Source organism: Desulfolutivibrio sulfodismutans DSM 3696, assembly GCF_013376455.1.
GTDB classification, from domain to species: Bacteria; Desulfobacterota; Desulfovibrionia; order Desulfovibrionales; family Desulfovibrionaceae; genus Desulfolutivibrio; species Desulfolutivibrio sulfodismutans.
Genome location: NZ_CP045504.1, coordinates 4371266 through 4388462, shown reverse-complemented (window position 1 = coordinate 4388462; position 17197 = coordinate 4371266). Strand labels below are relative to the sequence as shown.

The window sequence follows — 17197 nt, the reverse complement described above, 5'->3', positions numbered from 1 at the left end:
ACCCAGACGGACGGCGTTGGCAAAAACGGATTAGGGATGGCTTGGGGACTGTGGGCGGTCCTGTTCTCTACAGCCTAACCACCTTGATCCAAAGACCATTCCCGCTGATCAAGGCCTGGTCGGCATCTTCGGGGCTCCCGCGAACCCTGTCCTGGCGGGGGTTGCCGGGTGTCCGGCCTTTTTTTCAACATCTGTGGAAGTTTTTTCCACAGGCCTATTTTCATTTTTCTCCATTTTTCGAATGATAATTTATTTTTTTGTGAGCTCTCTAAAATAATTTTCATGCGTTGACACCCTGAAAGGCCCGTGGCCCTAGGATTTTTCGTATTCGTGCCTGGTGGCGATCTTTTTCATATCATTACAACACCTTCATTTTATTTGTCTTCTTCAAAAAGAACATCTTTTACCTTGCACATGTAAGAGAAAATGCCCTGCGGAAAAAAGAGAGTTCCCCTTTTTTCGCACTTTTGAACCCTGAAATTCGGCGGTCTGGAGGGATTAGGAGATTTTATCGACGAAACGGATACTTGCCGCCAGAGGGCTTCATTTGCACAAGATATACGCAAAACGGGATGGTCCAAGCTGCCTGCGGCACAGGGAGGCGGACAGCGGCATCGCCGCCGCCGGGAAGACGGATTTGCGATATGGCGCGGACGCCTCAGGCAGGCCGAGCGGGATATTTGCCGCAACTGAAGCGTTCGCTCTCCGGGCAATAGCCCAGGCGGGCGCACTTGGCCCCGGCCGTGGCGAAGATCACCGGCAGGGCCTCACGGCAAAGCGCCAGCATGCGGTCAGCCAGGGCGCGGATTTCCCACTGGGCCCGCATGCAGCAGCGCAGCTCGAAAAAATGCAGAAGCGAGCGGCAGTTCATGGTGGTCACGATCTTGCTCTCAACGCCCCCGGGCAGGACGAAGCGCGCGTCCTCGTTGGAGGTCTGCCCCTTTCGCCCCTTGGCCGCAAGCATGGCCTGAAGCTCCCGGTAGCAGGCCGCCGACTCGGCCATGAACGCCTCGTAGCGGGCCTTGGCCTCGGGAATTTTGGCCAACGACGGCGGCAGCACGTAGTCGAAATCCGAGGCGTCCACATACCGCTGGCTCTGCTGGGAATAGGACGCGATGCGGTGGCGCACCAGTTGGTGGGTGAGGGTGCGCGAGACCCCCTCAATGGCGAAGGTGAAGCTGACGTGCTCCACGGGGCTGTCGTGCCCGGAGGCCAGGATGCGCTCCACAAAGGCCGCCTGCTTCTCCCGGGGGGGCTCCCCGGCCATCAGCCCGTCCCACATGTCCCCCACGTAGCCTGCGTGGTAACACTGCCGGAAGGCGGCATAGATGAGCTCCAGGGCGTTCGGGGTGACGGCCAGCAGGCGGACATTGAGCAATGTGGCGGGCATGTCGGACAAACTCCGGTTGAAGTTGGCGGCGGGCCATGCGGCACATGTTGCCCGCCAAAAAAACGCGGCAGCCCCCGGCCTTTCCCGTGACGGGATTCCAAAGGGTGAAACCCTTTGGCCGCCGGAGGCATTCCCCCCAGCCCCATGGCCGCCGGGGCATCTCCCCCCGCGCCCTTACCCCGCGCCCCCTTACGACTGCGGGGTCAGCTTCAGGTGGCGGTAGGCCTTGGCCGTGGCCACCCGGCCGCGCGGGGTGCGTTTGAGCAGGCCGCACTGGATGAGGTAGGGCTCGTAGATCTCCTCCAGGGTGCGCACCTCCTCGGAGCAGGCCACGGCCAGGGTTTTCACCCCCACCGGGCCGCCGCCGAAATGGCCGATCAGCGCCGTCAGAATCTTGCGGTCCATCTGGTCCAGGCCATGCGGGTCCACGTCCATGCGGTCAAGCGCCTCCCGGCAGATGTCCCCGGTCAGCTTCCCGGCCCCGGCCACCTCGGCGAAGTCGCGCACCCGGCGAAGGAGCCGCCCGGCGATGCGCGGCGTGCCCCGGGAGCGCTCCCCGACGACCAAGGCCGCCTCGGGCGACAGTTCGACGCCGAGAATTCGGGCCGCCCGGGTCACAATGCGGGCCAGTTCCTCGGGGGAATAAAACTCCAGGCGGAAGATCACCCCGAAGCGGTCGCGAAGGGGCGAGGTCAGAAGGCCGATGCGCGTGGTAGCCCCCACCAGGGTGAACGGCTCCACGTCGATGCGTACCGTGCGCGCCCCGGGCCCCTGCCCGATGATCAGGTCCAGCTTGAAATCCTCCATGGCCGGATAGAGGATCTCCTCCACGGCGGCGGGCATGCGGTGGATTTCATCTATAAAAAGGATGTCCCGGCGCTGGAGGTTGGTCAGGATGGCGGCCAGGTCGCCGCCGCGCTCGAGCACCGGCCCGGAGGTGGTCACCAGATTGACCCCCAGCTCCGAGGCCATGATCCGGGCCAGGGTGGTCTTGCCCAGGCCCGGGTTACCGTAAAACAGGCTGTGGTCCAGGGCCTGTCCGCGCTCCCGTGCGGCGCGAAGGAACACCTCCAGGTTGGCCCGCAGATCATCCTGGCCGATGAATTCGGACAGCCTGCCGGGCCGCACCGAATCGTCGGGAAGGGCGTTTACGGGGCTCACTGGCGATCCTTGGCCAGCTTTTTCAGGGCCTGGCGCAAGGCCTGGGACACGTCAAGGTCGGGCTCGGCGTCCAACACGGCCCGCAGCACGGCCCCGGCCTGGCCCTCGGGATAGCCCAGGTTGGCCAGACCGGCCAGGGCGTCGGAAAAGACCGTGGGGACGACGCCCGGCCGGGGCAGGGGCAGATCCCCCTGGCCCATGTCCAATTTGTATTTGAGCTCCACGAAAATGCGCTGGGCGGATTTCTTGCCGATGCCCGGAACCCGGGCCAGGGGGCCGGGATCGTCCCCGGCGCACAGCGCGCGCAGGGCCGGGGCGTCGTAGACCGAAAGGATGGACAGGGCGGTTTTGGGGCCCAGCTTGGGGATGCCGATGAGCACCTCGAAGGTGGCCCGATCCTCCAGACAGGGAAAGCCGAAGAGCTCGATGGCGTCCTCGCGCACCGAGGTGTGCACGAAAAACTCCACCTCCGCCCCCACGGGCGGAAGCCCGGCGGCCACGCTGGCGGCCAGCCGCACCTCGTAGCCCACGCCCGAGGCGGTGAGCACCAGGGCCCCTTTCTCGGCCCGGGCCAGAAGCTCTCCCCGCAGGTATCCGATCATGACGCCCCGCACAGCTTCAAAAAGCGTTTCCGGTTCAGATGACACACGGCCACGGCCAGCGCGTCCGAAGCGTCTTTTGCCATGGCCTCGCGACATCCCAGCACCCTGCCCACCATGAAGGCGACCTGCGATTTATCGGCCCGCCCGGCGCCCACCAGGCTTTTTTTGACCAGGGTGGGTTCGTAGGCGAAGACCGGCACCCCGGCCACCCCGCAGGCGGCCAGGGCCGCCCCCCGGGCCTGCCCGAGCTTGATGGCCGAGGCGGAATTGACCGCCACGAACACGCTTTCCACGGCGGCCTCGCTTGGCCCGTGGCGCTCGATAAGCGCGGCCACGCCGGAATAAATCAGCCCCAGCCTGGCGGCCACGTCCGTCTCGCGCTCGGTGCGGATGGTCCCGGCCTCAAGGAGCGACACCTGCCCGGACACCTCGCACACCAGGCCGTAGCCGGTGCAGCGCGAGCCCGGATCGAGCCCCAGGACCACTATGCCGCCTGCGCCCACGCCCTAGCCCATCTGGTCCAGGACATCGTCGGGCAGATCGAAATTGGAATGCACCTTCTGCACGTCGTCGTTGTCCTCGAGGGCCTCCATGAGCCGGATGATTTTCGCCCCGGTCTCGGCGTCCACGGCCACGCTGTTGGCCGGAACCATGGTGATCTCGGCGTCATCAAAAACCATGCCCGCCGCCTCGAAGCCCTGCCGGGCCGTCTCGAAGGCCTCAAGCGCGGTATGCACCTCCCAGACGTCGCCCTCGTCGGCCACTTCCTCCGCGCCATGCTCCAGGCCCACTTCCATGACCTGGTCCTCGCCGTATTTGTCCTTGGCGAAGGTCAAAACGCCCTTTTTCTCGAACATCCAGCCCACGCACCCGGCCTCGCCCATGGCGCCGCCGTTTTTGCTCATGATGTGGCGTATCTCGGCCACGGTGCGATTGCGGTTGTCCGTCGCAGCCTCCACCAGGATGGCCACGCCGCCGGGACCGTAGCCCTCGTAGGCGACCTCGTCGAAATTCTCCCCGGCCAGTTCGCCTGTGCCCTTTTTGACGGCCGTGTCGATCTTGTCCTTGGGCAGGTTCACGGCCTTGGCCGCAGCGATGGCCGACTTCAGGCGGGCGTTGGTGTTCGGGTCGCCGCCGCCGGCCCGGGCGGCCAGCATGAGTTCCTTGGTCACCTTGGTGAAGGTCTTGCCTTTTTTGACGTCCTGCACCGACTTGCGGGCCTGGATGTTCTTCCATTTGCTATGTCCGGCCATCATATCCTCCGTATGAACTATCGGGCATGGGAGGGAGCATCGTCCATCCCGCCCGGATTGTGCCCCAGTTTTCCCGGCGCGCCGGTCTTGTGACCGTTTCCGAAAAATTGTTCAACCCGCAATCCGGCCCATGCAACGCCCGGAGGCTCTTCCCGGTCATGCCCGTGAAACCGGCGTACCGCCGTATGAAGATCACTCATGGCCATGCATCTTTTTTTCAGGAAACGCCGCCGCTGCCAGGGGCGCGGCTGGAGCCGCCCTCGGCCGGACGAAAGCCCAGGCCGACATAAAAAATTTCCTTGCTTTCGGGGCGCGAACTCTTGGGCTTGATGGCCTTGACCGTGGCGAAGCTTACGCGCATCTCCCCCTCGAAGGCCTTGACGTCGGGGCCTTGAAAAATCTTGGCCACAAACCGCCCCCCGGGTTTGAGAAAGGCCCGGGCCATCTCCAAGGCCCGCTGGCACAGCTCCAGGGAATTGGCCTGGTCGGCGAACTTGATGCCCGTGGTCTTGGGGGCCATGTCGCTGACCACCACGTCGAAGGGGGCGTGATCGTCCAGGGCCGCCGTCAGCTCCGGTCCGGGAGAAAAGGCGTCGTCCTCGACGAACGTCACCTGGGGCGGGAACGAGATGGCCGGGGCGTTGAGGTCCACGGCCAGCACCCGGCCGCCGAGACCGACCTTTTCGGCGCAATACATGGTCCACGAACCGGGGGCGGCCCCCAGGTCCAGGACGGTCTGCCCCGGCCCCAGGAGGCTGCATTGTTTCTGGATTTCTTGTAGCTTATAGACCGAGCGGGCCGGATAATTCTCCTGCTTGGCCTTCTTAAAATAATGATCCTGAATTTTTTTCATGGTGTTTCGTGCTTTCGGGCACGGTAACCGAAACCGTCACGCAAGGAAAGGCGCGCATGCATGACCATGCCTCACGGCCCAGCCGCATATCGGTCATAAGCGAACTGGGCCGGTCCCAGACCCTGGCCGATTGCCGGGAAAGCTTCTCCCGTTTCGGGGAAGCGCGCGGGCCGGCCCTGTTTCTGGGGCTGGGGCCAAGCCCCTGGCGGCTGCCCACCTTTCTGCCCCAGGCCTGGGGCAAATGCTTCTATGTGGAATGTCCGGAGTGCGAAGCCCAGATGCCGCAGCACTGGCATGAGACGATCCCCGCCGATTTCGAACAGGTTCCCCTGGAGACGGTCTTACACGGGCCGTGGCCCGGCCCGATATTTTTCTACATGCCGGGGCTTAAGCACTTCCCGTCCTTTTGGGGGCCGATCTGGGCCAAGGTGTGCCTGGACCGTCTTTGGGCCGAGAACCCGCCCCCTCCCGCCCCGCCGGCCGCCGTACGCTCGGTGCTCCTGCCGGGAACCGCCCGCAGCCTCCTGGTCCCGGAACTGGGCGAGGCCTTCACCCGGGCCGGGTTCGCGGTGACGGTCAGAGACCCGGCGGATATCCTGGAGCATCTGTCCGAGATCGTGCGCGATGGCGCGCCGGATCTCTTTTTTTGCGTCAATCTCCAAGGCCTGGACGACTTCGGACGGGTCTTTTACCTGCTACGCCAGGCCGGGACGACCGTGGCCGCCTGGTGCGTGGACAATCCCTTCCATCTCGTCAGCCGCCTGCGTTCGCCGTTTTGGCGCGAGATGCCCCTTTTCGTCACCGACGAATGGTTCATCAAGCCCCTGGCCGACCACGGGGCCGCCTGCGTGCATCATCTGCCCCTGGCCGCCAACCCGCGATTTTTCGATCCGCTGCCCGCCCCCCTGCCCGAGGCGGCGCGTGATCTCGCCGACAAGGTGGTGTTCGTCGGCCGCAGCGAATTCCCCGGCAAGCGGGGATTTTTCTCCGGCTGCCTGCCCCCGGATGACCTTGCGGCCAAGGCCCGGGAGATGGTCGCGCAGGGGGAGCGTCCCCATTTCGGCTGGTGGGTGCAGGCGCTCGGCCTGACCGGGCTGTGGCCCGAGGGCGCGGTGCGGGTGGCCGGTTGCGGGGCCGAGGAGATCGGCCGGACGCGACGTACGGAGGTGCTGGCGGCCCTGTCCCGGGAGGTGGATCTTGCGGTCTTCGGGGACGGGCAATGGGCAAGGCTCCTGCCCGGCCAGGCCTGCCGGGGGCCGGTGGACTATTACGGGGCCCTGGCCGCAGTCTATGCCGCGTCGGGGATCAACCTCAACGTGACCGGATTGCTCTTGCCCAGCGGCCTGACCCAGCGCCATTTCGACGTGTGGGCGGCCGGGGGGTTCCTGCTTTCCGACGACAATCCGGGGCTTGGCGTCTTTCCCCGGGAACTGACCCGGGAGACGGTCTTTTCCCGCCCGGACGAGGCCGTGTCCCGCTGCCGCCGTTTTTTTTCCGAACGAAACCTGCGGGCGGACTTGATCCGGGCCTGGCGGACGGAAATTGCCCACCGACACACCTATGACGTCCGGGTGGCCGAAATCCTCAATCGCCTGGATCGTTGCCGGAAGCTCGGCTAGGATTTTTTCAAGAATCTCTTCATATTTTCCAGCATGATGTCCCGGGACATCCGACACGCATCGGCCCAAGGCCGCCTGCCCCGGCTTGACCGCCGGCCGAAACGGGTTTACATGCCCCATTCCACCTTCGGGGGCGTAGCTCAGCTGGGAGAGCGCGGCGTTCGCAACGCCGAGGTCGTGGGTTCGATCCCCATCGCCTCCACCAAAATCGTCAGGGGCCTGCAACATGCGTTGCGGGCCCCTGTTTTTTGCGGACTACAAAAACGGACTACACCCCCGGCATCTGGTACCCCACCGTCACAGCCTGAATGGCCGCAGTTTCATCGGTGTCCGTTCCCGCCCCGGCCAGGATGGCGGGCCTGCGGATTCAGGCGACGAGTTTGCAGACGTCGAAGGCTGGCGCCGCGCACCTCGCGGCAGTGGTCAGGGTGTCCGTGACCGAGGCTGTGGACCCGGCGACCGAGGAGACCCCTTTCAGGTCCGCCTGTTATTTTTTCCTCACAAACAGGGACATCTCCTCTTGCGCCGTACATTCATTTGATCCAAAATTAGGCACCTTCATCTTCGGTTGCACAGGGGCAACAGACGAGTAACCTCTTGACAACCCCGCCGGGCAAGTGATCCTCATGACCCAACCACAACCGAGGTTTCCATGACCCTTCTGTTCGACGACACGAAAAAGCTGGAAAAGGCCCTTGGCGAAGAGGCGGCTAGCGTCCTTATCGGCATCCTGGAAAAGCAGGGCGAGGAGGCCAAACGGGAGCTTGCCACGAAGGCCGACATTGACGTTAAGCTGGCCCAGGTGAAGGCCGAAATTATCAAGTGGGTTGCCGGGCTGATGCTTGCCCAAACGGCCATCATCGCCGCGCTCAAGCTGTTCGGGTAGCCCGGCCCATTCCGATCCCTTGCCCCGTGGATTTTCTCGCGGGGCTTTCTTTTTTTCTTGACTTCCCGCTTGCGGGCCGGAGATTCTTCTTGACGCACGGGACCGCATGCGGTGTCAAAACCTCAGGGCAAGGCGGAAAAGACCCTCGAAAAAATGCGGCGCAACCAGCTTGATTGGCGGCTTGACGATCTCAAGGCCATCGCGCGGGCGCTTGGGATTGATTGGGACCAGGACGGGACTAGCCATTGTGTTTTCAGGCAACCCGGTAAAAACCACGTGACCGTCCCCGGCAAGCGCCCCATCAAGCCGCGCTACGTTCGTGATTTCCTCGCACTTGTTGACGCCGTGAAAGGAGAATAAGCATGGAAACGCCCAAATACCCCTTTGAAATATCGCTTCTCAGCGAAGAGGACGGAGGCGGCTACCTCATCACCTTCCCGGACCTCCCCGGCTGCATGTCCGATGGCGAAACTGTTGAAGAGGCCGTCGCCAATGGGGCGGACGCGGAAAAAGCGTGGTTGCAGGCTTCTGAAAAATGGGGCGACCCCATCCCGACGCCCGGTGGTGGCCCCGTAAAAAGTGGCGAGTTTCGGACCCGCGTCCCGGCAAGCCTTCACGCACGTTTGGCCGCCCGCGCGAGGCAGGAGGGCGTCAGCATGAACACCTTGGCCGTGGCGCTTCTGGCTGAAGGCCTGGGGCGGAAGGAGGCGCGGGGGTGACGCTTGCCCAAACAGCCGTCATCGTCGCGCTCAAGCTGCTCGGGTAGCCCTTCCCCAGCCCCGCGTTTTTCTCGCGGGGCTTTCTTTTTTTGACCTCCTGTTTACGCGCCGGGTCTTGGGGTTGACGATCTATCTAAAAATGATATATTTGTCCCATGAACTGGACGGTGATCTTTTCCAAAAAGGCGGACAAGCAGCGCGCCGGGCTTCCGAGAAAGGTGTCGGATCGACTGGCCCTTTTGGCCTATGCCATTGAGGCCAGGGGGCCTGTGCAGCCAGCAATGCCGCACTTTGGGAAGCTGAAAGGGTGGCCTGGGGAGGTTTACCACTGCCACCTGACCAAGGGACGCCCTACTTATGTGGCGATTTGGAAGGTCGAAGACAGCATTGTCCAGCTTGTGGAGGTGATCTATGTTGGAACTCACGAAAAAGCCCCGTACTGACGGGATGGTAGAGATTTGCGCCGTCATTCCGGAGTCTAAGGCGGACGCTGTGTCTCGCGCCATTGAGCGTGCCGTTACGCATGTTGTGCCGCTCAAAGAGATTTTTCCTGATTCCACTCCCGGATCCCGCTTGCGGAGTGCGCGGGAAATTCACGGCTTGACCCAGGTTCAGCTTGCCGAGAAAGTCGGGGTTGACGCCCCGAACATCTCGGCTGTTGAGCGCGGCAAGCGTCCCATCGGCAAAGCCTTGGCGAAAAAGTTCGAGGACGTGTTGGGATTCCCGTATCAGGTCTTCCTGTAGCCCCGGGACCGGGATCGTCCCTAGCCCCTTCCGCACCCGCAATCACGCCGGAATGTCTCTCGCCCATGGCGCTCAGGGCGTCGGTCGAGAACGGAATGTCCTCGCCGTCTTCGCCCGAGAGGCCTTCCCCTCCACGGATGATCCGGCGGGCCTTGATTTTGAGGTCGACGCCCACCAGCGGGCGAGCCAACCGGGAAGGTGAAAGCCCTCCACAAACTGACGCGCCTCACGCGCCGGGACAGCCTGCCGAAAATCGTCAGGGGCCTGCAACATGCGTTGCGGGCCCCTGTTTTTTTATGGACGGCGGAAAGGGACGGCGTCCTGTCAACGCGCCCCGAGCTTTGCGGACACGATGGGCGTCAGATCCTGGATGGGCGCAGTTTTTCGAAAGGCGCGGCCCTCGGAGGAATCGAGGAAGGCCAGATAGGGGTCATCCTCCACCAGGGAGTTGAGGGATGTGCGCAGGGAAGTCCCCCGCCGCACCGTGTCCTCATCCTTCGACTGGATGACCAGCAGGTAGTTGTTCGCCCTGGCATAGGTCCGGATGATGCCCTGCAACTCGCTCATGACCGGCCCGATCTGCGAGTCGAGCCAGGCGTCGACCTGCGCCTTGGGCAGCTTGGCCATTTTGCCGATCATGCTCTGAAAAAGCTTGCTGTCCATAATGGCGGCCTGGATGTCCACCTTTCCGATCCTGGCGTTTTTCCAGTTCATCCCGGCTGGCGCCGCAGGCGCGGCGCGCGGCGCGTCGAGCGTGGCCGGTCCTTTTCCGGCCCAGGACTCCAGGGGCCCGGGTTCGGATGGCGCGGGCCGTGAGGAAACGGTTCCCGGGTCCGCCGTCCCGGAGGACAGCCTGCGGCAGGCATCCAAAGCTCTTCCGGCGGCCCGCTGCACCGTGACCTCGCCATATTTCTTCATCTCCCGCTCCAGAAAGCCCAGGGAGGTCGTGATGTTTTTGGTGAACAGGCAGGTGTTGACGAAGCTGGCGTAGGCCATGTCCTCCTGCTGCAAATAGCCGTAGATCTGGCCCAGGACGAACCAGGCGGCGGCATACTCCGGGGCGATCTCCAGGGACTCGATCTCCATGTCCCGGGCCTCGGCGAACCGGCCGTTGCGAAACAGGGTGTAGCCGTAACTGCCCGTGATTTCGGAACTTGAGGGATCGTTTTCGTAGGCGGACTGGTATGCGGCCAGGGCCGCAGGCGGGTTGTCCTGCTTGTTGAGCAGATCGTTGCCCTGTTTGCTGTATTTTTTGGCCAGGGACTTGTCCCCGACGTGGTCGAAGTATTTCCCCGGCAGGTTGCGGGCGATGGCCTTGGTGTTGCTGAAATTTCCGCGCAACGTGCTTTCGAGCATGGACAAGATCGGCGAGGGACGCCCCACTGGCGCCGACGGACGCGTCACGGCCGGGGCTGAGGGGCGGGGGGAGGTCTTTTGCGCGGAACGCGGCGGCGTCGGCCCGGCCTTGGGCGCAGGCGTCGGCTCGGGCATCGGGTCGGACACCGGCTCGGGCGTCGGCTCGGGCGCCGGACTGACCGTCGAATCCGACTGCTGCCGCGCGGGAACATCGGGAGCGGCTGGCCTGACGGCCTCCATGCCCGAAGCTCCGCGATCCGGGGGCAATGCGGCCGACGCCGGTTCGTCCTTGTTTTCGTAGCCCTCCAGGGTGATGGATAGCTTGGGAGCCGCCGCTTTTCCGGAGGCGGCCCCGGGGCTTTCCGTCTCCACGCGGGGTTTCCCCGTATCCGCCGCGGGCTGCGCCGCTCCATCGGAATAGCCGACGTCGGCCTCCGGGACGGACTGCCCAAGCACTCCGGAAAATGGGAGGATGGCCAGCACGAGGCCGACCAGGCATATTGCCGTCATGCGTCTGCGCATGGACGTACTCCTGTTGGATGTCTTTCCTGTTGCCAATCTAGGCCTCCGAACCGCCACCGTCCGCATCGCCGGAGGGGGAAAAGGGGGGCTGGCCGACCAGGGCGGCCACGGCCTCGCGCATGTCCCGGTTCATCGTATCGGAGTTCACCGCGCCGCGCAAAAGCTGCGCCACAAGCACCATGCCCAGCCCGACGGGGAAAAACCATATCGTGGTCATGGAAAACGTCCCAACGGCCTCCATATCGTTCACAAAAAACCGCAACAGGGTGAAATCCTTCCCCGGAATCATCATGTTGCAGGCGTACTTGAAAGAAAACACGGCGGCTGCGATCACGTAGCAGAAAAGAAATGCGAAATAAAACATGGCCACATAGACCATGCCCGGGACCGAACCCGAATCCGCAAGCTGCTCCTTGAGTTCGGCCAGGGAGGAGGTCTTCTCCTCCACCCGCTTGGACAGTTCCGCATGCTTGCTGGCGTCGAAATACCCGGCCAACATCTTTCCCAAAACAAACGCCTCATCCGCAAAAACCGTTGCCCCCGGCTTTTCCGCCAGGGTCAAAAGGATCAGCCCGGTGATGGCGTCCTTTTCTGAAAGTTCCTGTTTTTCCTGGGACAAAAATCGTTGAAACAACTCGTCGAATTCCGGAACAAGCGCCTGTTTGGCCAGCCGGACATCGGGTGTTGGCCTGGACAAGGCATGGTGGGCGACAAAATACCCCGCAGGAAGTGTGGCGAACAGTTTGAGCGATTCCTTGGAAAAGGCCGGGGCCATGGTCTTCAGATCCATGATGTCGTTTGGAAACTCCAGCATGGCCACGCTCCCGGCGTCTGCGGCGTAGAGGTTGACCAGGAGCCGGTAAAACGCGCCTTTTTCCTTCGTAAACAGGTAGTCCAGTATCTCCTCGTGCAACGCGGACTTCTTGACGAAATAGCTCTCGAAGGCCGTGATCTGCTCCGGGGTGAGGGCCTTGATGAAGGCCATGATCAGGTTGGAATTCCTGTTGAATCGGCAATCCGTGTTCATGTCCTGGGTCAGGACGCTTTCGATGAAGCCCGAGGGGTTCTGGCGCACCTTTTCCACCGCCGCCAGCAACTGTTCCCCGGAATACGGCACGTCGTATTCCACCACGGCCCGCTTCAGAGAATTGAGGAACTCCGCAGGGGCGTCCTTTTTATAGACGCTCGTCAATCTGGCCAGCAGCGCAAGCATGTCGGGATTTCGGAACACCAGATCCCCGGGTTCCATGCCGATGCTGTTGTAGGCCACGGCGGCCAGGGCCGGGTCCACGGTGTCGAAAAAGCCGGTTATGGCCACCCGCAGTTCGTTGGGCTGACGCCTCAGGGCGGTATACAGGGCGTCGTTGTCGTACAGCGGTAAAAACGCCACCACGGAAGCCATCTCCTTGAAAAGCTCCTCCAATTTGACGCGTATCGCCTCGGACTTGAGAAATTCCGGAAAGTCGGAACGAATGTTCTGGAAATAGTGCCGGGCCATGTCCTTGTCGATCTTGAAATAAATCCTGGCGGCATACACGGATTCGATGAAGGGCAGCCGACTGGGAAGGGACTTCATGGCGCTGGCCGTGGCCTCCCGGATGATCTCGAAGGCCTCGTTGTCCACGGCCAGATCCACCAGGCTGTCCAACCCGGCCAGATTTTTAACCCGGTCCACGGATTTTTCCAGGAACAGACGGACCAGCCCGTTGGCCAAAAGGCGGTTGTTGCTGTCGGCAAAGGCGGCAAGAAGGGCCTTGAAACGCTCGATGGACACCTCAATATCCTGCCCCCGCCGGGAGATGATGGCGGTCACCAGACGCATGGCGCCTGCGTTGGCCACGTCCTTGCCTGTTCTGGCCAGGAGCGAAAAAACCAGGGCGCGATGGGCATCGGTTTTGGCCTGCTCGTACAGCGGCTCGAAGTCCTCGGCCGCAACCCCAAGGCCCAGGCCCTGCGAATGGGCCATGACATCATAGGTCAGGTCAAACCCCGGCTCAGGCCGGGGGATCACCGCCACGCCGTTGACCTCCGTATAGCCCAGGGTGGTCTTCCCGTCGGAATATTTGCACAGCACATATCCCTTTTCGAACTCATTGCCGGAATAATACATCTTGATGTCTTGAAGGACGTTCGTCTTGGCCAGGGAGACCCCTGGAAGGCATACCGCCAAAAGGAACACCATCCCGGCCAGACTGTTACGCTGCATGAGTCTCTTCCAGAGCCGCCGCAGGGTGCCCCCCGAGGTCATGAGTTTCCATTTCATTGGGTTGAATCGTATCAAATAGTAAATATAAAACACCATAAAAGCGAAGCTCAGCAGAACGATGCAAACGAACGTCGTCTTGGTGACCATGAAAATGTACATGAAAATTTCACTGGCTCGCAGCGCATCATGGAATGCCTGGAACGCCGAGACGTTGGATTTCCGCAGTGCGTCCCGGGCGGCGCTGAGTTCCTTGTCCAGCCTGGCGTCCTGCTCTTCAAGCCTCTTTTGCGTGGCCACATACTGCTGAAAGGCCTCGGTCTGGGAAAATTTTTCACCCACCATGTCGGCCAGCACCGTCTGCCCGGAAAGCAGCATCACTCCCGCCAGAAACAGCATGCCCAGCATTTTCTTCATGTCCGCCCGTCCTTGCCGGTTTGTCCATCCCGCGTCGGTTTCGTAAAAAAATGCGCCCTGTTGCGCGTAAGAATGCGCCCCCATGCCAAGGTTTCACCGATCCCAATGGCCGGATAGGCGCGCCGATACAAAGGGCCGCACCGAGGCGCCAGGCCGACATGCATGCCCCACCCGGCGTCATGCGTCACGTCCGCATGCCGTCGGCTCACGGATTTCGGGAAGCGGCCTTCCGAAGCAACGCCCTCTCCCCGGAAGGATCATCGCTGCAACGCGCACGCAACAGGGTGCGCAGCCAGGCCGACATATCCGCTGGGCAGCCCCGGTGTTGCAAGACGATGCCGACACGGATATCAAGTATCATGTATCCGAAGTCAAGGGCGCGATTCACCTTTCAGGCGCGTTTCCACCAGACATCCATATCCATTACCAGGCATTCCGGCGACAAAGACATATTCCCTATAATCTTCGTCGAAAATAGTTCCTTTCCACCCGGACGGACAAAAACATCATCGGGGCTTCCGCCGCGTCCTCCACATCTCCATCCCGCAGCACGTGCCAAGGGCTTCCCGTGTCTTCAGCCTGGAAAGCACACGCTGCCCCGGACTCCACTGACGCCACGGACGCAAAAATCCCCCGGGACGCGTCAAAATGACCGCGACGCCCGGGGGATCGGACGGTATTATTCGCAGGAGATGGCCGCGTCGCAGAACTTGCCCACGCCGTATTCGCGACGACGGAAAAACTTCTCCGGTTCGGGGCCGATGATCTGGAGTTCCGGCTGCTTGGACTGCATGGACAGGGCGATGTGCATTTCCTTGGTGCAGCCCGTGGAGAACGTGGCGTCCTTGCCCGCCCAGGCCGGAGGCACGGGCTGGCCCATCAGTTCGAAGCTCTTTTCGATGTCCGAATGGCTTTGGAAGCGCCACACGTCGATCAGCCCGCACCGCTGCACCCGCTCCCACATGAACATCAGGTCGTCGGCGTCCATGCCCTCCTCGAAATGCTCGGCGGGATTGATGATGATGGTCCCGGTGAGGCGCTCCCGCAGGTGGGCGATGAAGGCGTTGACCACGGCGATGGCCTTCTGGGTCTGGCCCGGGATGCTGCCGATGATGGCGCTGTAGAACATGACGCTTTTCCCGGCCAGCCGGGCCGAACGCATGCCCTGGATGATCTCCTCGGCCTTGGCCTTGATGTCGGCCTCGGTGAATTTGCGGGTTCCCGGGGCCTTTTTCTTGAGCTCCAGGTGAAATCCCCCCTCGCCGTCCCGGCGAAAGCTCAGGATGTCCCGGGTGAACTGGTGGCTGGTCAGCAGCAGGCGGCGGTGGTTGAACTCCCCCTTGGCGATGACCAGGTCCGCCTCCTTCCAGGTCCGGGCGAAGGTCACGCTGACCCGGTGCAGGTTCAGGCGCTCCCGGGTGCCGTCGGAGATGACCACCAGGGGGTTTTCCCGGATGATGCGCAGCAGTTCGTTTTTCCCGGCCCGGTTGTCCTCCAGGAAATAGGCCCCGGCCAGGACGCTGGTCAAAAGGGGATCCTCCTCGGCGTCCCAGAAGGTGGGGGCGTCGAAATAAAATCCCTCCTTGAGGGCCACGATCACCCGGTGCCCCATGCGCAAAAGCGTGCGGATGAACAGCAGGTCGATGACAAATCCCCCCGAAACGTCGGGCAGGTACAGGATCTTCATCTCGCCGTGGCGGTGGGGGTTGAAGAGGGTGCGCAGGGCCTCGAAGGCCTCGGTTCCACCGACCATCTCCCGGGCCAGTTCCTCGCGGGACGGTGCGGGACCGTCCTGCTCCCAGATGCGCGGCCAGCAGGACAGGGAGAAAAGCCGCTTGAGCTCCAGGCTGTCGAGCTCAAAACGCATGTCCGGAATGGTGCGGCAGGCCATCACTTCCCCGGGGCAGGCATACAGCAGATCCTTGAACTCCGGCCGCTGCACGAAGGCGAAGGCCCGGCGGTTGAGCAGGCGCTTGCGCTCCCGGCTGGGGTCGTCCTGGCCGCTTTGGGTCAGGAAAATGGTATTGAGGCGTTTCATGAGCCGCGACGGAATGAGCGTGGGGTGGGTCAGGGCCTGGCGGTATTTATGCTCGCACAGGGCCATCACCCGCTTTTTGGTGTAGTCGTCGGCCTTGCAGTCCTCGATAAGGCGCACGATGCGGTCCCAGCGCTCGTTGTACTGGCGCAGAAGCGGCGGCTCCAGGCGCTTGTCCAAAAGATACGTCAGCATCTCATCGGTGCAGGGCACGTACACCTGATCCGGGTCCAGGGACACCATGAACCGCAACTGCTCCGGGGAGGCGTTTTTGGCCGGATCAATGGTGTATTCGATGCTGTTTTCGGTCATGAAGTGCAGGATCCAGGCGTCAAGATAGGGATCCCGGCCATAACGGATGTCCAGGGCGGAAGAAAAACGCCCGCCGGACGAAGCGTCTGAGGTGTCGATCATCGTTGCCCGACAAAGCCTTTGCGCCGAAGTTTTTCGAAATAGGTGTCCTCGCGAAGGGTCACCAGGGTCAGGCCGCGGGCGGACCGGGTCACATGGATCTGGTCCCTGGGGCGCAGGGGGAAGCCCTCCTGGCCGTCCGCCGTCAGATGCATGTCCGCCCCGGTGTCCAGGGTGGTCACGCTGATGGGGGCGAAGGAAGGCAGCACCATCGGTTTCAGGTCGGTCTGGAACGGGCACACCGGGGTCACGCAATAGGCCTCCAGATCGGGATGCACCAGGGGCCCGCCGGCCGACACGCAATAGGCCGTGGTCCCGGTGGGGGTGGCCACGATGAGCCCGTCGGCGCGCAGGTCGCAGACGTACTCCCCATCGTATTCCAGGCGCAATTCCACCAGCCTGGCCATGGCCCCCCGTCCGATGACCGCGTCGTTGATGGCCCTGGAGGCGAACACCTTCTCCCCGTCGCGGACCACGCAGACATCCAGGCACAGACGGGTGACGCTGTGAAAGCCGTTTTTCAGGATGCCGAGAAGGGCCGGCCGCCAGTTTTTCGGGCCAAGGGAGGTCAAAAAACCCACACGGCCGAGGTTGATGCCCAGGATAGGCAACTCCCCCACCCTGGTTTTGCGGGCCTCGCTCAAAAGTGTGCCGTCTCCGCCAAGCAGGATGGCCAGATCGGGCTCCCGGGCCGGGTCCGCTCCCCGCCCGCGCGGTACGGGCCAGATGGCGGGGTCGGTCTGGCTTTCGCGCAAAAGCGTGGCCACTCCGGCGTCGGAGAGCCAGCCCGCGATCTCCAGGGCCAGGGCGTGGGCCTTGGGGGCGTCGGTCTTGTAGACGAGGAGGATGCTTGCGACTTTTGTCGGCATGTGTCTGTTTTCCTTGCCGCCAAGTGTATGATAAAATGTATCGTCCGGGAAGTGTGGCGACCGGCCCTTTTCGCCGTCGCCGCCGCGCGGATCGCGTCGGGAATCCGACATGGCTTTTTTGACGGGCGCGGGCTAAAGAACGCCTGGGGTTATGCCG

The 17197-nt window shown here is 62.7% G+C and carries 16 protein-coding genes and 1 tRNA gene; 7 read left to right on the top strand and 10 right to left on the bottom strand.

Annotation, left to right across the window (positions count from 1 at the left end; translation table 11 throughout):
• Window positions 1-658 precede the first annotated feature (658 nt).
• The 6 genes from thyX to GD606_RS20030 form a co-directional block, all read right to left on the bottom strand.
• A complete protein-coding gene (gene thyX / locus GD606_RS20055) occupies window positions 659-1390 on the bottom strand; it encodes an FAD-dependent thymidylate synthase (protein ID WP_163303552.1) in 732 nt (243 codons plus the stop codon).
• Between the two features lie 189 nt (window positions 1391-1579).
• Entirely contained in the window at window positions 1580-2551 is a 972-nt protein-coding gene (gene ruvB / locus GD606_RS20050) for a Holliday junction branch migration DNA helicase RuvB (RefSeq protein ID WP_163302586.1), read from the bottom strand.
• Window positions 2548-3153: a Holliday junction branch migration protein RuvA gene (ruvA, locus tag GD606_RS20045; RefSeq protein WP_163302588.1), complete on the bottom strand. Its 606-nt coding sequence runs from the start codon at window positions 3151-3153 to the stop codon at window positions 2548-2550. The genes ruvB and ruvA overlap by 4 nt, the downstream gene beginning before the upstream one ends.
• Window positions 3150-3656 (bottom strand): crossover junction endodeoxyribonuclease RuvC, encoded by a 507-nt coding sequence (gene ruvC / locus GD606_RS20040; RefSeq protein WP_163302590.1) that lies wholly within the window; start codon window positions 3654-3656, stop codon window positions 3150-3152. Before ruvC ends, ruvA begins: the two co-directional genes overlap by 4 nt.
• Window positions 3657-3659: 3 nt before the next feature.
• Entirely contained in the window at window positions 3660-4406 is a 747-nt protein-coding gene (locus tag GD606_RS20035) for a YebC/PmpR family DNA-binding transcriptional regulator (protein ID WP_163302636.1), read from the bottom strand.
• Window positions 4407-4623: 217 nt separating this feature from the next.
• Window positions 4624-5259, bottom strand: a complete 636-nt coding sequence (locus tag GD606_RS20030) for an RlmE family RNA methyltransferase (RefSeq protein WP_163302592.1) — start codon at window positions 5257-5259, stop codon at window positions 4624-4626.
• 56 nt (window positions 5260-5315) lie between these two features.
• Here GD606_RS20030 and GD606_RS20025 point away from each other — a divergent pair, with 56 nt between their 5' ends.
• The 7 genes from GD606_RS20025 (at window position 5316) to GD606_RS19995 (ending at window position 9227) form a co-directional block, all read left to right on the top strand.
• Window positions 5316-6878: a glycosyltransferase family protein gene (locus GD606_RS20025; RefSeq protein WP_163302594.1), complete on the top strand. Its 1563-nt coding sequence runs from the start codon at window positions 5316-5318 to the stop codon at window positions 6876-6878.
• A 129-nt stretch (window positions 6879-7007) separates the two neighbouring features.
• Window positions 7008-7083 (top strand) — tRNA-Ala (locus GD606_RS20020).
• A 447-nt stretch (window positions 7084-7530) separates the two neighbouring features.
• Complete coding sequence (locus GD606_RS20015) at window positions 7531-7764, top strand: hypothetical protein (protein ID WP_163302596.1); 234 nt, start codon at window positions 7531-7533, stop codon at window positions 7762-7764.
• Between the two features lie 111 nt (window positions 7765-7875).
• Complete coding sequence (locus GD606_RS20010; protein ID WP_211922184.1) at window positions 7876-8124, top strand: type II toxin-antitoxin system HicA family toxin; 249 nt, start codon at window positions 7876-7878, stop codon at window positions 8122-8124.
• Window positions 8125-8126: 2 nt separating this feature from the next.
• Complete coding sequence (locus tag GD606_RS20005) at window positions 8127-8483, top strand: type II toxin-antitoxin system HicB family antitoxin (RefSeq protein ID WP_163302598.1); 357 nt, start codon at window positions 8127-8129, stop codon at window positions 8481-8483.
• 155 nt (window positions 8484-8638) lie between these two features.
• A complete protein-coding gene (locus tag GD606_RS20000) occupies window positions 8639-8926 on the top strand; it encodes a type II toxin-antitoxin system RelE family toxin (RefSeq protein WP_163302600.1) in 288 nt (95 codons plus the stop codon).
• Entirely contained in the window at window positions 8895-9227 is a 333-nt protein-coding gene (locus GD606_RS19995) for a helix-turn-helix domain-containing protein (RefSeq protein WP_163302602.1), read from the top strand. The genes GD606_RS20000 and GD606_RS19995 overlap by 32 nt, the downstream gene beginning before the upstream one ends.
• 324 nt (window positions 9228-9551) lie before the next feature.
• Here the strand turns inward: GD606_RS19995 and GD606_RS20840 are convergent, their stop codons facing one another.
• From GD606_RS20840 to GD606_RS19975, 4 genes are all read right to left on the bottom strand, one after another.
• Window positions 9552-11105, bottom strand: coding sequence for a tetratricopeptide repeat protein (locus GD606_RS20840; RefSeq protein WP_163302604.1), 1554 nt, complete (start codon window positions 11103-11105; stop codon window positions 9552-9554).
• Between the two features lie 37 nt (window positions 11106-11142).
• On the bottom strand, window positions 11143-13725 hold the full coding sequence (locus GD606_RS19985; RefSeq protein ID WP_163302606.1) for a hypothetical protein: 2583 nt from the start codon (window positions 13723-13725) through the stop codon (window positions 11143-11145).
• 679 nt (window positions 13726-14404) lie between these two features.
• Entirely contained in the window at window positions 14405-16174 is a 1770-nt protein-coding gene (locus GD606_RS19980; protein WP_163302608.1) for an ARMT1-like domain-containing protein, read from the bottom strand.
• Window positions 16171-17040, bottom strand: coding sequence for an NAD(+)/NADH kinase (locus GD606_RS19975; RefSeq protein ID WP_163302610.1), 870 nt, complete (start codon window positions 17038-17040; stop codon window positions 16171-16173). The genes GD606_RS19980 and GD606_RS19975 overlap by 4 nt, the downstream gene beginning before the upstream one ends.
• Between the last annotated feature and the right edge of the window lie 157 nt (window positions 17041-17197).

Coding starts and splice junctions, on each gene's coding strand:
- GD606_RS19995 (WP_163302602.1), top strand. CDS start 8,895: ATGTTGGAACTCACGAAAAAGCCCCGTACTGACGGGATGGTAGAGATT.
- GD606_RS20840 (WP_163302604.1), bottom strand. CDS start 11,105: ATGCGCAGACGCATGACGGCAATATGCCTGGTCGGCCTCGTGCTGGCC.
- GD606_RS20015 (WP_163302596.1), top strand. CDS start 7,531: ATGACCCTTCTGTTCGACGACACGAAAAAGCTGGAAAAGGCCCTTGGC.
- GD606_RS20030 (WP_163302592.1), bottom strand. CDS start 5,259: ATGAAAAAAATTCAGGATCATTATTTTAAGAAGGCCAAGCAGGAGAAT.
- GD606_RS20005 (WP_163302598.1), top strand. CDS start 8,127: ATGGAAACGCCCAAATACCCCTTTGAAATATCGCTTCTCAGCGAAGAG.
- GD606_RS19985 (WP_163302606.1), bottom strand. CDS start 13,725: ATGAAGAAAATGCTGGGCATGCTGTTTCTGGCGGGAGTGATGCTGCTT.
- GD606_RS19975 (WP_163302610.1), bottom strand. CDS start 17,040: ATGCCGACAAAAGTCGCAAGCATCCTCCTCGTCTACAAGACCGACGCC.
- thyX (WP_163303552.1), bottom strand. CDS start 1,390: ATGCCCGCCACATTGCTCAATGTCCGCCTGCTGGCCGTCACCCCGAAC.
- GD606_RS20035 (WP_163302636.1), bottom strand. CDS start 4,406: ATGGCCGGACATAGCAAATGGAAGAACATCCAGGCCCGCAAGTCGGTG.
- GD606_RS19980 (WP_163302608.1), bottom strand. CDS start 16,174: ATGATCGACACCTCAGACGCTTCGTCCGGCGGGCGTTTTTCTTCCGCC.
- GD606_RS20000 (WP_163302600.1), top strand. CDS start 8,639: ATGAACTGGACGGTGATCTTTTCCAAAAAGGCGGACAAGCAGCGCGCC.
- ruvA (WP_163302588.1), bottom strand. CDS start 3,153: ATGATCGGATACCTGCGGGGAGAGCTTCTGGCCCGGGCCGAGAAAGGG.
- GD606_RS20025 (WP_163302594.1), top strand. CDS start 5,316: ATGCATGACCATGCCTCACGGCCCAGCCGCATATCGGTCATAAGCGAA.